The sequence below is a fragment of the Actinomycetota bacterium genome (genome assembly GCA_035540895.1).
Taxonomy (GTDB): domain Bacteria; phylum Actinomycetota; class JAICYB01; order JAICYB01; family JAICYB01; genus DATLFR01.
On sequence record DATLFR010000235.1, the window covers coordinates 1 to 21,949 of the forward strand.

The 21,949-nt window shown below is 71.2% G+C and carries 25 protein-coding genes; 7 read left to right on the forward strand and 18 right to left on the reverse strand.

The window, feature by feature from the left end:
• The 7 genes from VM840_13005 to VM840_13035 form a co-directional block, all read right to left on the reverse strand.
• Positions 1-528, reverse strand: a 528-nt coding sequence (locus VM840_13005) for a 4-(cytidine 5'-diphospho)-2-C-methyl-D-erythritol kinase (protein ID HVL82501.1), incomplete at its 3' end; no start/stop codon positions are given.
• Between the two features lie 38 nt (positions 529-566).
• Positions 567-1,397, reverse strand: coding sequence for a 16S rRNA (adenine(1518)-N(6)/adenine(1519)-N(6))-dimethyltransferase RsmA (rsmA, locus tag VM840_13010; GenBank protein HVL82502.1), 831 nt, complete (start codon positions 1,395-1,397; stop codon positions 567-569).
• A gap of 61 nt (positions 1,398-1,458) precedes the next feature.
• The gene (locus VM840_13015) at positions 1,459-2,514 is read right to left on the reverse strand and encodes a ubiquitin-like domain-containing protein (GenBank protein ID HVL82503.1); all 1,056 of its coding nucleotides are present in this window, start codon (positions 2,512-2,514) and stop codon (positions 1,459-1,461) included.
• A gap of 89 nt (positions 2,515-2,603) precedes the next feature.
• Positions 2,604-3,398: a TatD family hydrolase gene (locus VM840_13020; GenBank protein ID HVL82504.1), complete on the reverse strand. Its 795-nt coding sequence runs from the start codon at positions 3,396-3,398 to the stop codon at positions 2,604-2,606.
• Positions 3,395-4,918, reverse strand: a complete 1,524-nt coding sequence (gene metG / locus VM840_13025) for a methionine--tRNA ligase (GenBank protein HVL82505.1) — start codon at positions 4,916-4,918, stop codon at positions 3,395-3,397. Before metG ends, VM840_13020 begins: the two co-directional genes overlap by 4 nt.
• Positions 4,915-5,751, reverse strand: coding sequence for a 16S rRNA (cytidine(1402)-2'-O)-methyltransferase (rsmI, locus tag VM840_13030; protein HVL82506.1), 837 nt, complete (start codon positions 5,749-5,751; stop codon positions 4,915-4,917). The genes metG and rsmI overlap by 4 nt, the downstream gene beginning before the upstream one ends.
• Positions 5,748-6,113, reverse strand: coding sequence for a DUF192 domain-containing protein (locus VM840_13035; GenBank protein ID HVL82507.1), 366 nt, complete (start codon positions 6,111-6,113; stop codon positions 5,748-5,750). Before VM840_13035 ends, rsmI begins: the two co-directional genes overlap by 4 nt.
• A gap of 162 nt (positions 6,114-6,275) precedes the next feature.
• Between VM840_13035 and VM840_13040 the strand changes: the two genes are divergently transcribed.
• Positions 6,276-6,410 carry a hypothetical protein gene (locus tag VM840_13040; GenBank protein HVL82508.1) on the forward strand — a complete coding sequence of 45 codons (135 nt, stop codon included), beginning with the start codon at positions 6,276-6,278 and terminating at the stop codon, positions 6,408-6,410.
• Here the strand turns inward: VM840_13040 and VM840_13045 are convergent.
• Together VM840_13045 and VM840_13050 are read right to left on the reverse strand one after the other, a co-directional pair.
• On the reverse strand, positions 6,407-6,823 hold the full coding sequence (locus VM840_13045) for a hypothetical protein (GenBank protein HVL82509.1): 417 nt from the start codon (positions 6,821-6,823) through the stop codon (positions 6,407-6,409). The two genes, VM840_13040 and VM840_13045, sit on opposite strands and share 4 nt — an antisense overlap.
• Positions 6,796-7,197: a phage holin family protein gene (locus VM840_13050; protein ID HVL82510.1), complete on the reverse strand. Its 402-nt coding sequence runs from the start codon at positions 7,195-7,197 to the stop codon at positions 6,796-6,798. The genes VM840_13045 and VM840_13050 overlap by 28 nt, the downstream gene beginning before the upstream one ends.
• A gap of 75 nt (positions 7,198-7,272) precedes the next feature.
• Between VM840_13050 and VM840_13055 the strand changes: the two genes are divergently transcribed.
• The 3 genes from VM840_13055 to VM840_13065 all read left to right on the forward strand — a co-directional run bounded on the left by VM840_13055 (position 7,273) and on the right by VM840_13065 (position 9,380).
• Positions 7,273-8,313 carry an alanine racemase gene (locus VM840_13055; GenBank protein ID HVL82511.1) on the forward strand — a complete coding sequence of 347 codons (1,041 nt, stop codon included), beginning with the start codon at positions 7,273-7,275 and terminating at the stop codon, positions 8,311-8,313.
• The gene (locus VM840_13060) at positions 8,310-9,074 is read left to right on the forward strand and encodes an inositol monophosphatase family protein (protein HVL82512.1); all 765 of its coding nucleotides are present in this window, start codon (positions 8,310-8,312) and stop codon (positions 9,072-9,074) included. Before VM840_13055 ends, VM840_13060 begins: the two co-directional genes overlap by 4 nt.
• Before the next feature lie 114 nt (positions 9,075-9,188).
• Positions 9,189-9,380 (forward strand): hypothetical protein, encoded by a 192-nt coding sequence (locus VM840_13065; protein ID HVL82513.1) that lies wholly within the window; start codon positions 9,189-9,191, stop codon positions 9,378-9,380.
• 1 nt (position 9,381) lies between these two features.
• Here the strand turns inward: VM840_13065 and VM840_13070 are convergent, their stop codons facing one another.
• The 3 genes from VM840_13070 to VM840_13080 are packed head-to-tail and all read right to left on the reverse strand — an operon-like array spanning position 9,382 to position 12,033.
• Positions 9,382-9,939, reverse strand: a complete 558-nt coding sequence (locus VM840_13070) for a GerMN domain-containing protein (protein HVL82514.1) — start codon at positions 9,937-9,939, stop codon at positions 9,382-9,384.
• On the reverse strand, positions 9,936-11,324 hold the full coding sequence (locus VM840_13075; protein HVL82515.1) for a HAMP domain-containing sensor histidine kinase: 1,389 nt from the start codon (positions 11,322-11,324) through the stop codon (positions 9,936-9,938). Before VM840_13075 ends, VM840_13070 begins: the two co-directional genes overlap by 4 nt.
• Positions 11,325-11,340: 16 nt before the next feature.
• Positions 11,341-12,033, reverse strand: coding sequence for a response regulator transcription factor (locus VM840_13080; protein HVL82516.1), 693 nt, complete (start codon positions 12,031-12,033; stop codon positions 11,341-11,343).
• Between the two features lie 89 nt (positions 12,034-12,122).
• Here VM840_13080 and VM840_13085 point away from each other — a divergent pair, with 89 nt between their 5' ends.
• Positions 12,123-12,998 carry an MEDS domain-containing protein gene (locus VM840_13085; GenBank protein HVL82517.1) on the forward strand — a complete coding sequence of 292 codons (876 nt, stop codon included), beginning with the start codon at positions 12,123-12,125 and terminating at the stop codon, positions 12,996-12,998.
• Positions 12,999-13,064: 66 nt separating this feature from the next.
• Here VM840_13085 and VM840_13090 read toward each other — a convergent pair whose 3' ends face one another.
• From VM840_13090 to VM840_13100, 3 genes are all read right to left on the reverse strand, one after another.
• On the reverse strand, positions 13,065-13,784 hold the full coding sequence (locus VM840_13090) for a hypothetical protein (protein ID HVL82518.1): 720 nt from the start codon (positions 13,782-13,784) through the stop codon (positions 13,065-13,067).
• 41 nt (positions 13,785-13,825) lie between these two features.
• Complete coding sequence (locus VM840_13095) at positions 13,826-14,371, reverse strand: sigma-70 family RNA polymerase sigma factor (GenBank protein HVL82519.1); 546 nt, start codon at positions 14,369-14,371, stop codon at positions 13,826-13,828.
• Positions 14,372-14,439: 68 nt separating this feature from the next.
• Entirely contained in the window at positions 14,440-16,782 is a 2,343-nt protein-coding gene (locus tag VM840_13100; GenBank protein HVL82520.1) for a CocE/NonD family hydrolase, read from the reverse strand.
• 236 nt (positions 16,783-17,018) lie between these two features.
• On the opposite strand from VM840_13100, the gene VM840_13105 reads away from it, so the two are divergent.
• Positions 17,019-18,134 (forward strand): zinc-dependent metalloprotease family protein, encoded by a 1,116-nt coding sequence (locus VM840_13105; protein HVL82521.1) that lies wholly within the window; start codon positions 17,019-17,021, stop codon positions 18,132-18,134.
• 25 nt (positions 18,135-18,159) lie between these two features.
• Here VM840_13105 and VM840_13110 read toward each other — a convergent pair whose 3' ends face one another.
• Positions 18,160-19,719, reverse strand: coding sequence for a PQQ-binding-like beta-propeller repeat protein (locus VM840_13110; protein ID HVL82522.1), 1,560 nt, complete (start codon positions 19,717-19,719; stop codon positions 18,160-18,162).
• A gap of 101 nt (positions 19,720-19,820) precedes the next feature.
• Between VM840_13110 and VM840_13115 the strand changes: the two genes are divergently transcribed.
• On the forward strand, positions 19,821-20,666 hold the full coding sequence (locus VM840_13115; protein HVL82523.1) for a hypothetical protein: 846 nt from the start codon (positions 19,821-19,823) through the stop codon (positions 20,664-20,666).
• Positions 20,667-20,678: 12 nt separating this feature from the next.
• Here the strand turns inward: VM840_13115 and VM840_13120 are convergent, their stop codons facing one another.
• Both VM840_13120 and VM840_13125 read right to left on the reverse strand, forming a co-directional pair.
• A complete protein-coding gene (locus VM840_13120; protein HVL82524.1) occupies positions 20,679-21,269 on the reverse strand; it encodes a plastocyanin/azurin family copper-binding protein in 591 nt (196 codons plus the stop codon).
• A gap of 8 nt (positions 21,270-21,277) precedes the next feature.
• Positions 21,278-21,838 carry a plastocyanin/azurin family copper-binding protein gene (locus tag VM840_13125; GenBank protein ID HVL82525.1) on the reverse strand — a complete coding sequence of 187 codons (561 nt, stop codon included), beginning with the start codon at positions 21,836-21,838 and terminating at the stop codon, positions 21,278-21,280.
• Positions 21,839-21,949: the final 111 nt, after the last annotated feature.

Here is a 21,949-nt window from a genome sequence, read left to right on the forward strand (position 1 = left end):
GAGCACTACCGCGTACCCGGCGCCGCACCCTGCCCCCTGGACCCGCTCCCCCTTCCCGGAGACCGCCACGAGCCCGCCGAGCAGGATCGGTGGGACATCGCTCCCGAGGCGGGCGCCGAGGTCGAGCAGCGCGCCCACCGAGCGCTTCGCCCCCCAGGCGGCCGAGAGTCCCACCAGCGCCGCGGCCGCGTCCGCGCTGCCTCCTCCGAGACCCGCGGCGACGGGGATCCTCTTCTCGAGGGCGACGGTCGTCGGGAGGGGGGCCGTCCGGCCCGCGACCAGCCGGGCCGCTCGGACGATCAGGTTCTCCTCGGTGTCCAACGCGGGAGACGCCTCGGGTCCGGTCGTGGACAGCGTCAGCGGCTCCCCGTCGACGAGGGCGGTTGGGCGGTCGGTCGGGTCTCCGGTCGTGATCGTCAGCGTGTCGTGCAGCGAGAGCGTCTGGACGAGCCCGGCGACCGGGTGGAACCCGTCGGGGCGGGGCGGCGAGACGAGCCAGCCCAGGTTCACCTTCGCCGAGCCGGTCACCACGACCCTCCTCGGGGGTCCGGCCCCCAGCCGGCGCATCATCGCCCCAGGGCCCGGTGCAGGTCCGCGAGGCGGTGGACGTCCAGGCGCTCCGGGCGGTCCTGGGGGTCGATCCCGGCCTCGGCGAGGGCCTCCCGGACGCGTTCACGGTCGAGGCCCGAGGCCGTCAGCGCGTTGAGCATCGTCTTGCGCCGGTGTCCGAAGGCGGCGGACACGGTGGCGAAGAAGGCCCGGGGGTCGTCCACCTCCACCGCCGGGTGAGCGAGGCGCTCGAACCGCACGAGCACCGACGCCACCTTCGGCGGCGGCAGGAACACCGTGCGCGGGACCGCCGCGGCCACCTCGGCGGAGGCGTGGTAGGCGAACTTCACGCTGATCGCGCCGTACGCGCGCGACCCCGGAGGCGAGGTCCACCTCTCCCCCAGCTCCCGCTGGACCATCACGAGTCCGCCGCGGATCTCCGTCACCTCGTCGAGCACCCGGGCCATGATCGGGGTGGCCACGTTGTAGGGCAGGTTGGCCACGAGCAGGGCCGGTCCGGCGACGAGGGAGCCGAGGTCGGCTCGCAGGGCGTCGGCCACGACCACCTCGACGGACGGAGGGACGACCTCGCGCAGCACGTCGGCGACCTTGGCGTCCAGCTCGACGGCGACGACCCGTCCGGCGGCCTGGGCCAGGCCGAGCGTCAGCGAGCCGAGACCCGGCCCCACCTCCAGGACCGTGTCCCCGGGTCCCACGCCGGACAGCCGCACGATCTTGCGGACCGTGTTCGGGTCGACGAGGAAGTGCTGTCCGAGGCTGCGCCGGGCGGCCAGGCCGTGGCGCGCGAGCAGGGCTCGGGCCCGGGTGAGCGTCAAGAGCTCCGTCATCCCCCCATTGTGGGCGGCGGGCGCCCGGGAGACCCTCAGGGACCGGCGGGCCGGGAGCCGGTCACCACTCGATGCGGACCCTGAAGGTCCCGGTGTTGAGCGGAGCGAGCTGTTCGAACGACCCATGGGAGAGGTCGATGATCCGGCCCTCGACGAAGGGCCCGCGGTCGCGGATCGTGACGTGCACCGACCGCCCGTTGGAGAGGTTGGTGACCTTGACCACGGTCCCGAACGCGAGCGTGCGGTGCGCGGCGGTCAGACCGGGCGCCCGGAACCACGAGGCAACCCCCTCCTGGACGTTGCGGGGCGCGCGGGCCGTGCCCACCCGCACCACCTTCGGCTCCGGCCTGCGCTCGACACGGGAGTCGAGCGTCGTCCGCGCCACGATCTCACCGTCGTGGAAGACGAGGCGCTGTCGGACGGTCCGGGTCCCCGGCCCGCCCTCGCTCGCGATCCGTCGCTGCCCGGCGGGCAGGGACGGGTCGGGCCGCTCCTCGACGGGAGCCGGGATCGGAAGGGTACGCGTCTGGACGGCCGTCCTCACACGGACGACCCTGACCGACATGCCGTCCCCCGGTGAGGTCGAAGGTGGTGGACGCACTATGTCGTGGGGCCCCACCTCGATCCCGGCCTCGGACAGCATCCGGCCTACCGTGTCGGCGCTCGAGAGGATCTCGCGTGAGCGGCCGTCCACGACGACGGTCGTCGCCACTGCGTTGCGGACGACGACCGGGAGCCCGTCGATCACCGGCGTGTCTGGAGGCGGGGTGAGGTGGTCGTGATCGTCGACGGACAGCCCGAGCTCGGACAGAGCCTCCCCCACCGTCAGCCCGTGCACCACCACCCGACGCGGCTCCCCGTCCACGAGTAGCGTCACGGGCTTGGCGCGCCGGACGCGGACCGTGTCCCCGGCCGAGATCGATCCGGGCGCGTCCACCCTCATCGGAGAGCCGAGACCCTTGCGCTCGACCAGCTCCGGCCCGCTCGAGGCGTAGGTGACGACGGGGCGGATGGACCCCTCCACGTCGAGGTGGACCAACTTCTCCCCTCCGAAGGCGAGGCCCGGCGCAGCGAGCGCCGTGACGAGTACGAGCGCGCGAACCAGTCGTCTCTGCATGGGTTCATCGGTCCCGTGTGCTCCGTGGAGCGGCCGAAGACGGGACCCGCAGGACGCTATCACCGGGGTGAGACCTCGGCAAAGGACCCTTACGAACCTCCGTTCGCGGCGGGCCGCGGGAGCAGGAAAGCGGCCTCGGTGTTGCGCTCGACCCTCTCGCGCAGGGCGGGCGGGTCCTCGCCCAGCACCTCGGCGAGCGCGTCCGCCGTGACCCCGACCAGGGCGGGCCGGTTCGGCTTGCCCCGATGGGGGACGGGAGCCAGGTACGGAGCATCGGTCTCGACGAGCAGCAGCTCGCGCGGCAGGACCCGCGCCGCCTCCCTCAGCTCGCTGTTGCGCGGGTAGGTGATGTTGCCGGCGAACGAGCACCAGTACCCCCGGTCGGCGCACGCCCGGGCATGCTCCACGTCGCCCGAGAAGCAGTGCATGACGACGCGCGGGGGAGGTCCGACCTCCTCGAGCACCTCGAGCACCTCCGCGTGCGCCTCGCGGCAGTGGATCACGAGGGTCCGGTCGGTCTCGTGGGCGAGCTCGATGTGGTCGGCGAACGCCCGGCGCTGGTCCATCGGGTCCTCGCGGTCTCGGTAACGGTCCAGACCGGTCTCCCCCACCGCGACGACACCCGGACGGGACAGGAGCTCGCGCAGGGTCGAGAACGTGCCGCTGCGGTCCCGCTTCCAGTCGCTCAGGTCGTTGGGGTGGACCCCGACCGAGGCGTAGACGCCGTCGCCCGTCCGCTGCGCGGCTGCGAGCGACTCCTCTATCCCCATCCCGATATCGATCAGCCGGGCCACGCCGGCGCGCCGGGCGTCGGCGACGATCTCGGCCGGTTCACCCGCGCAGTGCGAGAGGTGGCAGTGCGTGTCCGTGACGGACGCCGTCAAACGGACGCGTCCTCCAGGCGCGGGAACAGAGGGTCCGCGGTCCGGACCCGGTTCCCCTCGGCAGGTGGGGCTTCCAGGACGGGCTCCCCCTCGTACCCGAGCCGCGACCACAGCTCGGACATGGCCCCCGGCATGGCGGGCCACAGCAGCGCGGCCCCCCGGGCCAGGGACTCGGCGACCGTGTTGAGGATCGCCCCGACCAGCGGGAGGTTCGCTTCGTCGCGGGCCAGCTTCCAGGGCTCCCGCTCGACGAGGTAGCGGTTGGCGTGCCGGACGATCTCCCACACGACGGCGATGGCCTCCGTGATCCGCATCTCCGCGACGAGGGCGTCGGCGTTGACCACGGCGGACCGGGCGACCTCGAGCAGACCCGCCTCCGGACCCTCGGCAGCGGCCGCGCCCGGCACCACCCCGTCGAAGTAGCGGGAGACCATGGCTACCGTCCGGCTGGCCAGGTTGCCGATGTCGTTGGCGAGGTCGGCGTTGTAGCGGGCGTGCATGTCCTCGAGGGAGAAGTTTCCGTCGTCGCCGAAGGTGACGGCGCGGAGGAAGTGGTACCGGTAGCCGTCCACCCCGAACTGGGAGACGAGCTCGTCGGGCGAGATCTGGGTGATCGCCTTGCCCGACTTCGAGATCTTCTCGCCGCCTGCGAGCAGCCACCCGTGGGCGAAGACGCACCTGGGAAGCTCGAGCCCGGCGGCCAGGAGCATGGCCGGCCACACGATCGCGTGGTGCCAGACGATCTCCTTCCCTATCAGGTGGACATCGGCCGGCCAGACGGCGCCGAACCTCTCCTCGTCGGACCCGTACCCAACCGCGGTGATGTAGTTCTGCAGCGCCTCGATCCACACGTAGATCACGTGAGCCTGGTCCCAGGGCAGCGGGATACCCCAGGAGACGGTGGCCCGGCTGATCGGGATGTCTCGCAGCCCGTCGCGCAGGCGGCCGAGGACCTCGCTGCGCGCGCGTTCGGGGGAGATCGCGCCCGGGTTGGCCGTGTAGTGGTCGATGAGGGCCTGGTTGTAGGCGGAGAGCCGGAAGAAGTAGTTCTCCTCCGAGAGCTGCTCGAGGGGGGAGCCGTGGACCGGGCACAGCCCGTTCGCCGCCTCCGTCGGCGTCTTGAACTCCTCGCACCGCACGCAGTAGAGGCCCTCGTAGGTGCCGAGGTAGATGTCCCCCTTCTCGTAGAGCTCGGTCATGAACCGGGCCACCGGTTCCTTGTGACGGCTCTCGGTGGTCCGGATGAAGTCGTCGTTGGTGATGTCCAGGCGCTGCCACAGCTGCTTCCACCGTGGCGCCATCGTGTCCACCCATTCCTGCGGGGTGAGGCCCTTGTCCTCGGCGGCCTGGGCGAGCTTCGACCCGTGCTCGTCCGTCCCGGTGAGGAAGTGGACGCGGCGGCCTTGGAGCCGGTGCCATCGGGAGAGGAAGTCGGCCGCGACCGTCGTGTACGCGTGCCCGATGTGTGGGACGTCGTTCGAGTAGTAGATCGGGGTCGTGATGTACCAGGTGTCCTTCATGACGGGGCTCCCGGACGGGCGGCGAGGACCCGATCGTACAGCGCGCGTCGCGGCACCCCGAGCCGGCCGGACACCTCACGGGTCGCGTCCCGCACGCTGGACCCCTCCTCGATCGCCGCGAGGGCCTCGGACACCGCGGCGTCGAGGTCGGGGGGCTGGGGGACGGCCCCCGCCACGACCAGGACCAGCTCTCCCTTCACCGGCGACCGCCGGACGGATGCGGCGAGCTCGGACAGGGTCCCCCGTCGTACCTCCTCGTGCATCTTCGTGAGCTCTCGGCACAACGCGGCGGGCCGGTCGCCCAACACCTCGGCGAGGTCGGTCAGGCAGGCGTCGACGCGATGCGGCGACTCGAAGAGGACGAGCGTGCGCCTCTCGGAGCGCAGGCTCTCCAGGTGCTTGCGCCGCTCGGCGGCGCGTCGGGGCAGGAACCCCTCGAAGATGAAGGAGTCGGTCGGGAGCCCGGAGACGACCAGGGCTGCGAGCAGGGCGGACGCGCCCGGGATCGGCTCCACCACGAGACCGTCGGCGATCGCCGCCCGGACGAGCCGGTATCCCGGGTCGGAGATGGACGGTGTCCCGGCCTCGGAGATGATCGCCACGTCCTCCCCCGAGTGCAGCCTTTGCAGCAGCTCGGGCGTGCGGACGTCCTCGTTGTGCTCGTGGTAGGAGACGAGCGGGGTCGAGACGTCGTGGTGCTTCAGCAGCCTCCCGGCGGCTCGGGTGTCCTCCGCCGCGACCACGTCCACCTCGTTGAGGACCCTCACCGCCCGCAGGGTGATGTCGGCCAGGTTCCCGATCGGCGTGGAGACGACGTAGAGGCGTCCGGTCATCGCTGTCCCGTCCGGAGGGTGACGCCGGGTACGATCCCGGCCCGGGAGGCGGCGCCCGCGGCGAGCTCGACGCACCGACGCGCTCCTCGGTACCGGCGGGAGAGCCTGTTCGGCTCCAGGGTCTCGACCCCTACGACGCGCAGGTCGCGCCCACAGAAGACGGCGTCGATGGGGAACCTCATCCCGAACGTGTGCACGCGCCGGGCCTTCAGCAGGAGCCCTTCGTCCGGCCCGAGCGACGAGCGGCCGAGGAGACCCCGCGCGCTCGCGACCGCGCCCCGCGCCACCTCCAGGCGTTCGCAGGCGACGCCGTGGGGGCCGAGCAGAACGACCTGGGAGGAGCGGGCGCGACGGGTGGACATGGGGTCCGAGGATACGACCCGGGCCACGCGTCGCGACAGGTTGTCTTGCCAGCATCGGTACCCTGTGGTCCACAGCCTGGGTGTCGCGGAGGGAGGGCGATGACGCACGGGTACCGCACTCATGCGCGTCACTGCCGCGTGTGCGGGAGTCGGCGCCTGCGCATGTCGGTGCGGCGCCGGTCGGGGGGAGCCGCGGTCCGATGCCGGGACTGCGGCACGAAGATCCGTCCGTCCGAGGCCCGCCTCTGGCAGAAGCGACGGCCGATCGCGAGCTGGCTCTTCTCGGGCGGCTTCTAGCCCGTCGACCGCGCCGGTAGCGGCCGGACGACCGCGTCGCGGGAGCCGCTCCGCCCGCCCATCCGGGACAGCCACGCCTCCGTGACCCGGACCCCCGCCCACGTGGCCACCGCGAGGACCGCCACCGGGACCGCGCCCGCAGGCAGGAGCTTCACCACGACGGGAGCCGGCTGGACGATGACCCGCTCGTCCTCGCGCCCCTTCGCCTTGCGCTCGTCCTTCCCGCCGCGGATCTTCTTCACCGCGATCAGCAGGGCCGCGGAACCGGCTCCCCCGCCGACGGCGATGCCGATGGCCTTGCGGCCGAGCCGGGCGATCGGAGGCATCCGGGTCTCGAGCTCGACGAGGTTCGCGTCGAGCCGGTCACGGATCTGCTCTATCTCCTTCAGGACCTCAGATGTCCGCGTGCCCATCGCACATCCTCCTTCACGGACTCGACCGTCGATGCCACGCCCGGCCTGCCCGACCTGAAGATCTTGATGCCGATGCCGATCACGAGCCCCGCGAACAGGAACATCAGCAGGCTCACGATCAGGAACCCGCCTGCGACCGAGACCGGCAGGATGCGCGGGAGCCACAGGGCCAGCGCCACGAAGAGGAAGAGAAGGGCTGGGAAGACTAGGAGGAAGGCTCCCGCGGCCAGGCCCGCCCCTTTCACCTTGGCGGTGACCCCCTCGACGAGCTCGGTCCGCGCCAGCTCGAGCTCCTTGCGGACCAGAAGCTGGAGGTCGCCCGCGACCTCGCGTATCAGGTCCCCCGTTGCGCGGTCGCCCTTCGACCCGATCATGACCCTCCCGAGTGGTGCGGCCGAGACCCGCCGTGGGCTACCGTACCCCGACGACTTCCAGCATATGCCGAGGTCATGAGGATCCACGAACTGCCGACCCCCGCCCTGTGCGTCGATATCGACGCCCTCCGGCGCAACATCGAACGGATGGCGCGGTGGTTCGACGACCGTCCGAGCTCGCTCCGGCCGCACCTGAAGGCGCACAAGACGCCGGCCATCGCCCGTCTGCAGGCCGAGGCCGGTTGTTCCGGCTTCACCTGCGCCACCGTCCGGGAGGCGGAGGTGATGGCCGACCACGGGTTCGACGACCTCCTGGTCGCGAACGAGGTCCTGGACCCCGCCAAGCTCCGGCGCCTGAGCGAGCTGAGCGACCGGGCGCACGTGACGCTCGCCGTGGACTCGGCCTACGGCGCGGCCCTGTTGCGCGACGTGGAGGTGGACGTACTGGTGGACGTGAACGTCGGGCTCCCCCGCTGCGGTGTCCCGGTGGAGGGCGTGGTGGACGTCGCCCGGGCCGTCTCCGACGCCGGGAGGAGGGTGGTCGGGGTCATGGGGTACGAGGGCCATGCGATGGCTATGCCCGACCCTGCGGCGCGGGCGGAGACCGCGCGCGACTCCATGGGCCAGCTGCTCGAGGCGGCGGACCGACTGCGCGCGGACGGGTTCGAGGTGGAGGTCGTGAGTGCGGGCGGGACCGGCACCTACGACGTCACGGGAGCCATCGAGGGCGTCACCGAGGTGCAGGCCGGGAGCTACGCGCTGATGGACACCGCCTACGCTCGCTACGGCCTCCCGTTCGAGGAGGCGCTGCGCTGCCTCACCACGGTGCTCAGCGTGCAGGGGCAGATAGCGGTCCTCGACGGGGGCCTGAAGGCGCTGGCCACCGACCACGGCGACCCGGAGCTCCCGGGAGGCACCCCGGCGGTGGTCTTCTTCCTGTCCGACGAGCACACCACGCTCGCCACCTCGGAGGGGTTCGACCGTCGTCCCGGCGACCGGATGTGGCTGCGTCCCTCGCACGTGGACCCGACCGTGAACCTCCACGAGGTCCTGTACGCGATCAGCGACGACGAGGTGGTGGACACGTGGCCGGTGGCGGCTCGCGGTTACCGATGAGCGACGTCCTCGATTTCGCCCAGCACCTGGCCGAGGTGGCCGACCGGTTGTCCATGGGGTACTTCCGCCGTGACCCGGCCGCCCGTCGGAAGTTCGACGGGACGATCGTCACCGAGGCCGACGAGGCCGTGGAGCGAGCTCTGCGCACGGAGATCTCGGCCGCGTTCCCGACCCATGCCGTCCTGGGCGAGGAGGAGGGAGGTCCCGACACGCAGGACGCACCGACCTGGATCGTCGACCCGATCGACGGGACGATCAACTTCGCCTCCGGGGTCCCGATCTGGGGGACGCTGATCGCCCACGCGGTGGACGGCGAGGTCGTCGCGGGAGTCGTGAGCGCACCAGCCCTCGGCGAGCGGTACCACGCGGTCCGCGGCGGCGGCGCGTACCGCAACGGCGAGCGGATCGGGGTGTCCGCCGTGGACGACCTCGCCGAGGTCTACCTCTCGTACGGGACGTGGCGTCACTTCGAGCAGTTCGGGTGGGGCGGGGGGTTCGAGCGCGCGATCCGAGCGGTGAGGACGAGCCGTGGCCTGGGGGATTTCTGGGGGCACATGCTGGTGGCGTCCGGCGCCGTCGACGTGATGGTGGAGCCGGTCGTGGCGGTCTGGGACCTGGCCCCCCTCATCGTGATCGTGGAGGAGTCCGGGGGTCGGTTCACCGACCTCAACGGGAGCCGCACGATCGCCGGAGGATCGGCCCTGAGCACGAACGGCCGGGTTCACGAAGAGGTTCTGTCCCTGTTCCGGCCGAACCCCTGACCGGCCGGGACCACTCCGTGCGCCCAAGCTGCCACGGGGCGCGGTCCCTTTCGTCACGATCCCGTAACACGGTCGTCGGCTCTCCGCGATGTCCCAGGGGCAGATTTACTGGCGATGACCGACCTGCCCATCGTCACCTCCCGCGTCGAGCCGAAGGTGATCGGTTCGTGCGCGTTCTGCGGCCGCGACATCGCAGCGCCGGGGGACGTCCTCGTCTGGGTCGACGAGGAGAGCTACCACCAGCCGTGCTACCAGGCCCACCTCGCCCGTCGGATGACCGACGAGGGCGTGCGGCCGGCCGTCTAGCTCAGGACCAGAGTCCCGGGTAGTCCTCCCGCCCGACCGGACCCTCTCTCAGCGACCCGTCCTGGCCGATGACGCTGACGGGCACCCCGTCGATCTCGAACCGTACCTTCGTCACCCGGTTGAGGTCGGTGAGCGTGTAGACGACCTGGCCGAGTCGGAGCACCAAGACCGACTGCTCCGCGCTCAGCTCGAACTCCTTGGACAGGTCGATGGTCGCCAGGCCTCCCGAGACCTCGACGGCGAGGATCTCGGCCCCCGGCGGGATGGCCGTGTTCACGCCTCGTTCGAGCTCCTCGGGCGTCGGACCCAGCAGCAGGTCGGCCATCGCCGACTCCACGACCCCCCGCGACCCGATCACCTGCCGCCGGACGGCCACCAGGCGGTCCCCCTGCGTGAAGAAGACCCGCACGAGCGACACGTCGCCCACCTGCGGGGCGGGGGTGGGGCTCGCGTACAGGTCCTCGGGCAGGGACTCGAGGACGGTCAGCTCGCTGCCCCGCGCGCACCCGATGGTCGCAGCCAGCGCGACCAGCACGAGCACCCGGGCCAGGACGGTCACTGAGCACCCTCCCCGGCCATCGGCAGCAGGACCGTGAACCGCGTCCCGGCTCCCGGCGACGACTCCACCTCTAGGTCCGCCCCCAGGACGTGGGCGTTCTCGCGGGCGATGGCCAGCCCCAGCCCCGCTCCCGTGGTCCGTCCCCGCCGGCGCGATTGATCGGCCCGCCAGAACCGCTCGAAGATGCGGTCCAGGTTCTCCTGCTCGATGCCCGGTCCGCGGTCGGCCACCATCACCCTGGCGTGGCCGTCCAGCTGCTCGACCGCGATCTGGACGTCCTGTCCGTTGCCGTGCACGATCGCGTTCTCGAGCAGATTCCCGACCACCCTCTCCAGCCGCGCCTTGTCCGTCCTGACCACCAGGCCGTCATCGGGCGAGGTGACGTAGACCGGCCTCCCGGGGGCCCGGCGGCGGGCCACCTCGACCGCGAACGCGCCCAGGTCGACGTCCTCCCAGGACACGTGAACCCCGCCCGCCTCGACCCTGGAGAGCTCGAGTAGGTCGTCCACCAACCGTTGGAGGGACCTGACCTCCTCGGCCGCCAGGGAGACGATCGACCGCATCCGCGGGGGGAGGTCGTCGCAGTGGTCGGCCAGGAAGTCGACGGAGGTCTTCAGCGCGGTGAGTGGCGTGCGCAGCTCGTGGGACGCGTCCGCGACGAACTGCCTCTCGCGGGATATCCGCTCCTGGAGGGCCCGGGCCATCGAGTTGAACGAGGCCGCCATCGTTCCGAGCTCGTCGTCGCCCGTCTCCTCGAGCCGGGTCTCGAGCAGCCCCTCCGCCACCTGCTGGGCGGCCTCGCTCGCCCGGCGGAGGGGCTCGATCGTGCGCGCGGCGAGGCGGAAACCGAGGACGCCGGCCAGGAGCACGGTGCCGCCGACGACCCCGAGCAGGATGCGCGCGAGCAGCCAGAGGGTGTCGTCGAGATCCTCCAGGGAGTAGACGAAGTAGGCGTCGAGGTTCGACCTCGGGATCGGGGAGCCGAACACGAAGCTGCGGGGCGTCTCGCCCGTCGAGATGTAGGCGACCCTCTCCTCCTCCACCGCCTGCGAAAGCTCCCGCGGGATCGCCGCCGGCACCAGGGAGACGGAGGACGCGACGGCGCGATCCCCGTCCATGACCAGGATCTCCGCGGTCCCACGCGCCTTCAGGAACGAGACGAGCTCGTCGGTCGACCGCTGCGGCTCCGGACGGGCCAGGTACTCGGTCGCGAACCGCAGGCTGTTGAACGATTGACGGACGAGGGAGTCAGCGCGCTGGCGCGTGAGGTACGTGTCGGCCAGCAGGTAGGTGGCAGAGGCGACCACCCCGCTCACTATCAGCGCGCCGCCGAAGAACGCGAACGCGATCCGGAACCTCAGCGTCCCCTTCGACAGCGCTCTCACGCCGCGTCCCCCGTCGTCAGCCCTCGGCGACCTTGTAGCCCATACCGCGGACCGTCTGAAGGAGGTGCGGTCGGGCGGGGTCGTCCTCGATCTTGGAGCGGAGACGACGGATGTGGACATCGACGAGCCTGGCGTCGCCGAAGTAGTCGTACCCCCACACCTCCTCGAGCAGGACCTCCCGCGTGAAGACCCGGGACGGCTTCGCGGCCATCGTGCAGAGCAGCCGGAACTCCGTGCGGGTGAGGGAGAGGGGCTCCCCCTGCTTCAGGGCGACGCCCTCCTCCGGCCTTATCTCCAGGGAGCCGACCCGCATCACCTTCGGCTCGCCCTCCGTGCGGTGCCGGACGCGTCGCAGGAGCGACCTCATGCGGGCGAGGAGCTCCCGCATCTCGAAGGGCTTCGTCACGTAGTCGTCCGCACCGGATTCCAGGCCGACGACCACGTCGATGGTGTCCGTCTTCGCGGTCAGCAGGATGATCGGGACGTCGCTGGAGCGGCGGATGTCGCGACAGAGCTCGAACCCGTCCTTGCCGGGAAGCATCACGTCCAGCACCAGGAGGTCGGGCATCCTCTGCTGGATCCGCTCCATCGCCTCCTCGGCGTTCTGAGCGGTGTCGACCCGGTACCCCTCCTCCTCGAGGGCGACCCGGGTTATCTCTAGGATCCGTTCGTCGTCGTCGACGACGAGCAGCCTGGCAGCGCTGTTCATACCTCATAGTCTCCCGCGATCACGCCCCGCGGGCGCCGCTCCCCCACCTGGGGGCTGGCCATCCCGCGGGCGCGACGGTAGATTTGTGCATGTTCGAGGGGGGAACCCGCGTGGACGGCCGCATCGCCGATCCAGGACAGATGTCGCTCGGCGACCACATCTGCTGGACCATCGACCGGCCCGAGGAGCACGCCCCCGTCCTGTGCGCCTACTTCATGCGTGGCCTGGAGCTGGGCTGCCGGCTCTTCTACGCATGCGACCGCTTCTCCCCCGAGGAGGTCGCCGACCAGCTCACCGCGGCGGGCCTGGACGTACCGGCGCTCCAGGACGAGGGCACGCTGGTCATGCTCAGCGCCTCGGAAATCTACCCTCCCGCCTGGGCCTTCCATGGGGGGGAGACGGTGGCCCGGTTCCGCCAGCAGGCGGACCTCGCCGTCGCCGACGGGTACGCGGGGCTGTGCGCGGCGGGCGATCCCACGGCCCTCCTGCGCGACGGCGTGGAGATCGAGTCGATCGTCGAGTACGAGCTCCTGGCCGACCGCACGATCCGGACGTCGCCCCTCATGTCGCTGTGCATCTACGACGGATCCTGGAGCTCCGGGTCTCACGTCCGAGACATCCTCGCTGCGCACCCGGCGCATCTGGGAGCCAGGCCCGCCTACTGGACCAGTTCGGGCGATGCGGACGGACTGGCCCTGCGCGGCGAGGTGGATATGGCCGTCGGGGCCACCTTCTGGAGGACCCTGGAAGCCGTCGCGAGGATCGACCACCACGTCACGCTGGACGTCTCGAGCCTGCGCTTCCTCGACGTCGACGGGATGCGGGCGCTCGAGCGGCTGGCGCGAGCGCTGTACGACACCGACCGCCGCTTGACCCTGGTCGCTCCGTCACGTCTCCTCTCGGACTGCCTCTCGACCATGGCCGTCGACCGCCTCCCGAACGTGAAGGTCGCCGCGAAACCCTGACCCGAGACGTGAATGCGCCCCGGGCCGTAGGCCCGGGGCGCTCTGAGTTCGTGGGACCGGGGTGCCCTAGCCGGCCGGCCTGCCCTTGCCGGTCGGGTTGCGCGACTGACCCTCTTCGGCTCGGTCCGATCCGGTCTGCGGGGAACCCTGCTGTCCATCGGGGGCCGAGCCCGATCCGTGGTCGGTCGGGTTGTTGCCCGCGCCCCCGCTGGTCGGCCTCGCCGGGGTGGTCGGGCGGCGCTCGGTGTCCTGGCGGTTCTGGCTCGCCGTCCCCGAGACGGCCTCGCCCTTGTCGCGCCCCTCGAGCGAGTCGTCCTTCGAGACGTCGCGGACGGCACCGTCCACGCGCTTGCCCTGGCCAGCGGCGGGAGCGTCCTGCTCGTCGCCGTCGGTGTTCGTGGCGTCCTCCGATGCGACCTGAGCGTCCTCCTCGGACGAGGGGACCGTGAAGCCGACCTTCTGGGCCGCCTTGGCCACCGCGTCCTGCGCCGGAGCGGGGAGCGCTCCCGCCGCGGCGGCTGCGCCCGTGGCAACGGTCAGGCCGAGCGCCGCGGCGGCCACCTTCCCGGCGAGCCCGGTAACTGCGAAGCGCCTCCGCGTCGTCGCGCGGGCGGCGGCGGGAACGAAGACCCCCTCCATCGCCTGGTACTCAGCCGCGACCGCTGCGAGGTGCCGGTCCGCGATCTCGCTGGTCACGGGCCTCACGTATGCGCGGCGGACATCCTCCGCGAACCCGGAGAGCCTGGGGTCGGAGAGCCAGTTGTCTGTGCGGTCGTCGTGTGCCATCTCGTCAGTTGAATCGTCTCTGGGGGCCGGAGGGGTACGGGTCACCCGGCATCGAGGGCGCGCCGGACGGCGGCGAGGCCCCGCCTCTGCAGCGCCTTCACCGCACCCGGACGCTTCCCGACGGCCTCGGCGATCTCCTCGATGGTGAGCCCGCCCATGATCCGCAGGAGCAGGACATCGCGCTGAGCCGGGACGAGTCCCTCGATCACCGCGCGCACCCTCTCCCCCGCCACCGCGTCGAGAGCCTGGCCCTCGACGGACCCCGTCCAGGGCTGCGGCTCCAGCTGCTCGTGGGCGACGGGCGTCTCCGGCCGCCGGGTGCGTCTGCGCACGTCGTCCACGAGGCGTCGGTGCGCGATGACGAACACCCAGGCCCTGAAGCCCGCCTCGTCCCCCTCGAACCCGGGGAGGTCGCGGACCACCTGCAGGAACACCTCACCGAGCAGGTCTTCCGGGTCGCGGGCTCCCCGCGCCCGCAGGTACCCCAGCACGGCGGGAGCCAGGTCCTCGTAGAGGATCCGCCACGCCCAGTCGCCCCCCGCGCGCGCGGCGGCCAGTACCTCCTCGAACGCGGAGCCTATGGGCATCTACGACAGCAGTATCGCCGGGCGAGAGCGCGCGGGTACGCCTCACTCTCGCCCGGCGATATGGAGCTTCAGTCCGCCGTCAGGTTCGTGATCGGCTGGTAGGTGCGGCACGGCTGGCTGCGCAGGCTGGGGCAAGCGGGCAGCGGCGTCGGGGCCCGGCCCCCCGGGACCACCGGGAGCACGAGCTTCGATGGCTGCGTCGGCGCTGACGCGATCGACACCTCCGAGGTGGTTCCCTGGGGTTGCGTCCGGCCGAACGACCAGAAGGGCTGCGCGCCGTTCGGCGCGGCGAGCGTCACCCGGATCCGCGACCCCGTCCGGTAGACGTGCCCCTGGTAGTAGAGCGGGATCGCCACCTGGACGAAGCTGCCGTCCTGCGGCATCGGCTCCGCGTCAGCCTCGAGGTAGGACGGGATGGGACGCAGCAGGGTGCTCGGCGTCTTGAACATGTTGCTGGAGTCGCCGGACAGCTTCCGGACGCTCGCTCGCATGTACCCGTTCTGGACGAACGTCTCCTTGCCGTCGGGTCGCACCTCGCTGATCGTCGCCTGCAGGTCGACGTCCGGCGTCGAGGACCCCACCCACAGGTAGACGGCACCCGCACCCACGACGGTGGTGTCCGCGGCTAGTGGCGCGGACACGTAGGAGACCGCGGTCCCGGCCGGGTTCTGCTTCCAGTCCCACTGCCACTGCGTCGCGTTGCCCCACAACCCCCCGCCACCGGTCCGGGGTCCGTGGTTCGTCAGCGGAAGGGCCGACGCGTCAGAGGTGTACCGGTCCACGCCCGGGGTGGGCGGGAGCGTGTCCGACAGGCTCCCGTTGGGTCCGAGGTACCAGGTCCGGGCCGATGTCCCAGGGATCGGCCATGAGGTGAAGGACCGCTCGAACGCGGCGTACGGGTTCCCGGGCGTCCTCTGTCCGGTCGGTGACACTCCCGCTCCGTTGTCGAACAGGACCCGCACCTGCGGCTGCGCCTCGAACGCGGCCAGCGCCATCTCGTAGGTGGGCATCAGGTGGATCGGGTCGGGCGGGAACGTGACGACCTCCGTCTGCGGGAGCCCCATCGCGGACTGGTAGATGACCGGCGCGGCCGCCTTCGTGACCGCCTGGCTCTCGGCGGGGGCCTTCTTCGCCACGTACAGCTGCAGGAAGCTGTACCACCGGTTGTAGATCTGCGGGATCAGGGCGTCGATGTGCGGGCCGTTCGTGAACGTGAACCACTTCTTGTCGGTCCCGGTGAACCGGGAGGCGAGCTCCGGACAGTGTCCCCCCGTCTGCTCGTCCTGCCACTGGCAGACCAGGAAGGTGGGCACGTTGATCCGGTGGACGAAGGTGACCGGGCTGACGGCGTCGGCCACGGACGCGACGTAGTGGTCGTTCTCCTCGACCTTGGCCATCAGGTCGGCCGCATCCGGACGCAGCGCCTGGTTCGCAGCACAGACCGTGTCGCCGTTCTGGATCCGTTGCCATGCCCAGGGCTGGCCCCTGCCCGGACCGGCGGGCAACGCGTCGCGCTGGCGTCCCCGCGCCCACTCGACCGCGAAGCCGGTGTTGAGGATCCCTCCCGGATACAGCGTGGTCGCGGTGGCGTCGATCACCGACAGCGGAGTGATCGCGGCCAGGCTGGGCGGCCTGAGCTGTGCCGTGAAGAGCTGGCTGATACCGCCGTAGGAGATCCCGAGCATCCCCACGTGGTTGTGGAGCACCCACGGCTGGTTCGCGATCGTCTCGATGACGTCGTAGCCGTCGAGGTTCTGCAGGGGCTCGAAGAAGTCGAAGGCCCCGCCCGAGCAGCCGGTCCCCCGCATGTTGACGCTCACGACGGCGAAGCCCATCGCGTTGGCGAGGACGGCGATCGCGCTCTGCGGGCCCGACGGGTTGGCGTTCCCGTACCCGGTGTACTCGATCAGGGTCGGGTAGGGCGGGAGGTAGGAGGTGGGTCCGTCCGGGAGCTGGGTGCCCTGGGGGACCCCCGGGAGGCCGGCCGGGCTCGTCGGGGGGTGGACCGTGAGCGCCAGCTTCGTCCCGTCCCGGGTGGTCAGGTAGGAGTAGCCGGTCGGACGGATCTGCTGGTCGTAGATGCTCGGGTCCCAGGGCGCCGGGGAGGCGTCGTGCACGACGAGCGGAGGGGACTCGGCGTCCCCGGACCGCACCCGGTACCCCTCCCCGGGTGGGACCTCGCGGAAGAGAGCACCGCCCAGGTCGTTGGCCGGACGGGAACTCAGGGTGTCTCCTCCCGGAGTCACCAGGGAGACCTCGGCCCCCGGTTGCAGGCCGGTGACGTACACCTGCTCCACGCTCCCGCGCGCCTCGAAGGTGGACGCGGAGGACGGAGCACCCGTCACCACCACCACCCCGAGCACCAGACAGACGCTCAGCATCGTCGCAGCCAGCCGCCGTGGACCGTTCATCGCATGCAGCATTCTCGACCCTCCCCAGGGCTCCCCATACGTGGGACCCGGCCTGCGACCGGGTCGAGATGGGGTTCGCCGCGCAGGGGGGGGACTCCTGCCCGGTGCGCTGACGTGGACGGGCGCGGAACCGCCGGTGCGTTCGCTAGCCTCCGTGCGGGCTGTAAGACGAACCTCCCTCACGTCGTAGTTTTCGGGTGTAAACGGACATGGGCAAGGGGCACGAGGAGGCAGGGATGCGTCGGTTCCACGTCTTGATGGTCGCCGTCTTGATCGCGAGCGCCGGGACGCCGTCGGTGGCGGACGAGAGACGGTCAGAGCTCACGGATGCTTCGCCCGAGGTCACCTGGTCGGGCCGGCTCAGGCTCGAGACCGGCTACATCGTGGGGACGGCGACATGTGCCCACGTGTCCCATCCCGGGTGTGACCTGTACACCCTGGACGTCGACGCGCCGGCAGGACGGTGGGTCGCGGTGGCCCCGCGGCTCCAGCGGACCAGTCCGTCTCAGGCGATCAGCTTCGACGTGCTGGATGCCACGGGCGTGCTCGTCGGCCAGGGCCACGACGACAACAGGGGGTTCAAGCCGGCCATCTTCCGACACGGCCCGGGGAGGGCCCCGTACACGGTTCGGGTCTCGTTGAGGATCGGCCACCTGACCGCCACGGAGCTGGAGTACCGCGGCCAGGCCGCACTCACCCGGACCCCGATGGACGTGGAGGAATCGTGCACCTCCGACTTCCTACCCGATCGGGTCGAGGGTCCAGCCGGCACGGAGGGGACCGACCGGCTGCACGCGTCCGTCCTCGTCCTGCTCGACGGGGTGGATGACGGGTACGCCTCCGAGGTGATGGCGGGAGCGGCATCGACCTTCGACACGGCCGAGATAGACCTCGACGTCGACTATCGCAGGGTCGCCTTCGACACAGCCGACCCCGTGGACAGCGGCCCCCTCTTCTCCCTCGCGCGGGCCGAGGTGGGCGGGTACGTGCCCGAGGGGTACGACGCGGTCTACATCCTCACAACGAAGGACCTGAGCGAAGGACCGTCCGGTCGCGCCGTCGCGGGCCGGGCCCTCTGCGTCGAGGGGGCGCGCTCGCCCATGACTGCCTTCGCGGTGGGAGAGAAGGGAAGGGACACCTTCTACGGGGCGATCATCGCCGCGCACGAGATCGCCCACCTGTTCGGCGCCCACCACCACTACACGACCTGCGGACACGGCCATCAGAACGTGCTGCGTGGACGCCCGCTGAGCGTGTGCAGCGTTATGTCGCCGGACATCGCCCTGGGTTCGCTGAACATGGGCCCGGTCGAAGCGTCCGTGGTCCGTGGACACCTGTCCCACGCCCACTGACGACGCCCGGAGGGCTACCGGGCGGTCAGAGGCTGACGGTCTGTGGCAGGAAGGCCACGACGAAGCCGTTCGGCATCGACGGGAGCCCCGCCGAGGTCAGGCCGACCCCGACGCTGGCGTAGACCGAGTTGCGCGCGACCGTCACCCCACCCCACGTGATCGCGGGGTCGGTCCGGGTCTCGGAGCCGAGGGGGATGGGCCACGCGAGCAGCGGAGCGCCGCTGATCGAGTCGTTGGCGGTCAGGAACCCCTTCAGGTCGACCGTGTACACGACCCGGTTGGCGTAGGTGACGGGGTTGCCCCAATGGATGCCGTCTGCGGTGGGCGAGACCCACCGCAGGGCGCCGTCGTCCGCGTCGATCGACCACAGGTACCCCCCGACCGTGTGTGGCCCGTAGATGGCGCCGTCGGCCACCGCCGCCGAACCCACGATCCCTCCGACGGGAGACGGGAACCCGAGCAGGGACTTGTAGACCGGCTCCATCGTCTCGGGGTCGAAGACGTGGTAGACACCGGACTTCTGCCCCGCCCCCACGAGCTTGCGGCCCGTCGAGTCGCGGAAGATGTTCGGGGTGGACCCGAAGTCCAGGTCGAGGTTGCCGCACTCGAACCCGGCCACGAACACGTCCTCCATCTCCTCGAACTCCTCGCAGGGAAGCGTGTCCGCCAGATCGGGGAAGTACTCCTCCACGTCCCCCTTGTAGCTGCCCACGATCTCGCCGAAGGTCGGGCTCTGTCGGTCGAGGTCCACCTTCACGACCGCGTTCGTGTGGTCGTGCTCGTCCTCGTAGTCGAAGGGGTTGCCGGTCCCGATGAACCCGGTCTTCGTCTCAGGGTCGATCGCGATCGTGCCCCACATGGCTGCGCCGGCGTACCCGTCCTCCCACTCGCTCGGCGGGATGGCCCAGGTCTTCCTGATCACCTCGCCGGTGACCGCGTCCAGGAGGGAGAAAGAGCCCTGGAAGCCGTGTCGCTCCGACTCGTCCCCCTCGGCTGCCGTGCCGGAGACGCCGACCCAGACCATGCCGTCGTAGACGATGGGGCTCGAGACCGCGTCGGAGCCGATCTGGTGGTCGACGGTCGTCTTCCACAGCTCCTTGCCCGTGGCCTGGTCGAGCGCCAGCACGTACGGCGCGTCGATCCTGGAGACGAAGGCGAAGACTCGTCCGTCCTCGACCGCCAGCGTCGAGTAGACGCCGCCGTCCGGCACGTGTCGCTTCCACACCAGGTCGCCGGTGTCCGCGTCCATGGCGAAGACCCAGCCCGGCGCTCGGTTGCCGGTGGACGACCCGACGTAGACGCACCCGTCGGCCACGATCGGGTAGCCGGTGATCTCGTTGTTGCGCCCGCGGGTCCACCGGTTGGCGTCAAAGGTCCAGGCGGGACGCAGCTGAGCCACGTGCAGGGGGTCCAGGTAGTGCTCCGCGGTCTGGGCCCGCGTGTTCTGCAGATCGTTGCCCATCCGGGTCCATGATCCGCCGAGCGTGGGCCGCGCGCACTCGGCCTCGTGCGCCGAGGTGGGACCGGTGGGGAGTAGGGCAGCCGCCAGGCAGGCGACGAGGATCAGGGGGGCTCTTCTAGGCATCGACTCGGCTCCGACGTGGGATACGACGGTGGCATCATTCTTCACGAACCCCCTGATCCCTCCCCGCAGGGAAACCGTCCGCGGCCCCGAAGTAGGAGGGCATGCGAGATGTCCGCCACCTGTTCGTCGCGCTCGCCCTCGTGCTGTCCTCGGGCGGAGCGGCGGCGGCCGAGGAGACGACGAGGTGCACCGCGGGCGGCCCCACGCCCGGCTTCAGGGCCATCCGGCTCGACCTGCGCGAGCAGGGGTCGAACCACATCGGCCTCGAGATCAGGGGGACGCGGTCGCGCCCGGTGGGCTCCTCGGAATCCTGGCATCTCGTCCAAGGGGTGTTCGTCCTGGACGCCGTGACCCGCGAGCCGGTCGCCTGGCGCGTCCACTCCCGTGGGTCGCACCCCCACCGTACGGTGGTCCGGACGGACGGCCAGACCCATCTGAGCCAGGCGGCGCCCGGGCCGGACGTGCCGCTGGCGCGTGGACGCATGAAGATCCCGCCGGGCCTGGCTCCCGGGGTCTACGACGTCGTCGCCTTCGGGACGGACGGGAGCCGGTCGGCTCCCCAGGACCAGTGGCTGGTGGATATCCGCGTCCAGGGCAAGCACCGGTGCACCCCGATCGGGTCCGGCGAGGTGATCGACGTCAGTCACGCTGATGCCGAGGGCGGCACGCAGGTGGTCGCGCCGGGGGCCGGGTACGCGGAGGGCGTGCAGTTCGGGTTCGGCACCGGACGGGAGACGTTCGTGGGGGTCCTCGACGCGTCCGTGTACTCCCAGGGGGAGATCGAGGTCGCCTACGAGTTGCCCGACGTGGCCGGCACCGCGGGGCGAGGACTCCTGCCCCTCGTCTCCCGGCGCGCGGGGGATCACCGGTACTCGGCCGACTACCGGGGGCTCTTCCCGGTCGTGAAGGTGGCCGGGGTGGCGATCGACCTCCCCCCTCTCAGCTGACCCCGGTCGGGCTCAGCTCGTCTCCAGCTGCCCCTCCATCCCCGCCTCGCGATGACCGGGGACGTCGCAGAAGTACACGTACGACCCCGCTCCGAGCGTGACGGTGCCGGAGTCGGTGTCCCCGGACGCCGGGGTGGCCAGCTTGAACCCGTCGATCCCTTCGATGACCAGGGTGTGGGCGATGGCCCCGGCGTTGGTCATCGTGAACTCGACCATCCCGCTCGACGCGGTCAGCTGGTTCGGCGTGAAGGCCATCTCCTCGGCGGCGACCTCGAGCGTGGTGGCCGGTGACGCGCCGTGGTCCTGCTCGTGGTGTCCAGATGGGATGGCCCGCGAGGCGACGATCCCGCCGACCACCACGACGACGGTGGTGATGGCCACGAGACCGCGGACCCGGGCCGGCCTGACCCCCGGGAGCGCAGCGACCAGGGAGGCCACCAACAGGACGTGGACGGCCAGTGCTATCGCGACGGTGGCCGCCACCTCCGCGGAGACGGCCAGCAGGACCCGCGACAGGCCGACCGCGATCACCAGGATCGCGAGCAGGGCCCCGACGGGCAGGGCGACGGGCAGGATGAGTCGCTCGAGGAGGCGTCTGTCCATCGGTGCGGCTAGGGTGCGCCGGCGTCGGTGATGTCCTGACGTCCGTCCGTCCTCTGACGGAGGGGGCTCGTTCCGCCGAGCAGCCAGGCCGCCGACAGCGCGATGAACAGCACCTCGAGTCCCAGGGCGACCGGGAGGGGGATGCTGACGCCCCGGAGCGCCTCGAGGGCCTCCTCGGCGGGCGAGGCTGGAGGCGCAGTGCCGGGACGGCCCGCCTTGCTCGCCAGGACCGCCCCCGGACCCGGACCCGCTCCCGCGTCCACGTCCAGCGCGGTCGCCGCCGCCTCCTCGGGTGTGTCCGCCACCACCACGACCGCGGTCATCCACGGGTGGGGCGCGCACTTGTAGGCGAATACCCCGGGCGCGGTGAAGGTCCGTCTGAAGGTGGCGCCGCCGGCCAGGTTCCCGGAGTCGAAGCTCGCATCGTCGGCGGTCACCGTATGGTCCACGGAGCCCGTGTTCGTCCAGACGACCGTGTCTCCCGTCTGTGCCTGGAGCTGCTTCGGGGCGTACCCCCAGGTGTTCACCTGCTTCAGGTCGCCCTCCACGATCCTGACGTCGTGGGTCATCGGTCCCCTACGGGTGGCCGGACGGGCCGCGGCAGGGGCGCCGTCGCCGCCGACGAGCGAACCGCGGCCCGTCCGGCCACCCGTAGGGGACCGATGACCCACGACGTCAGG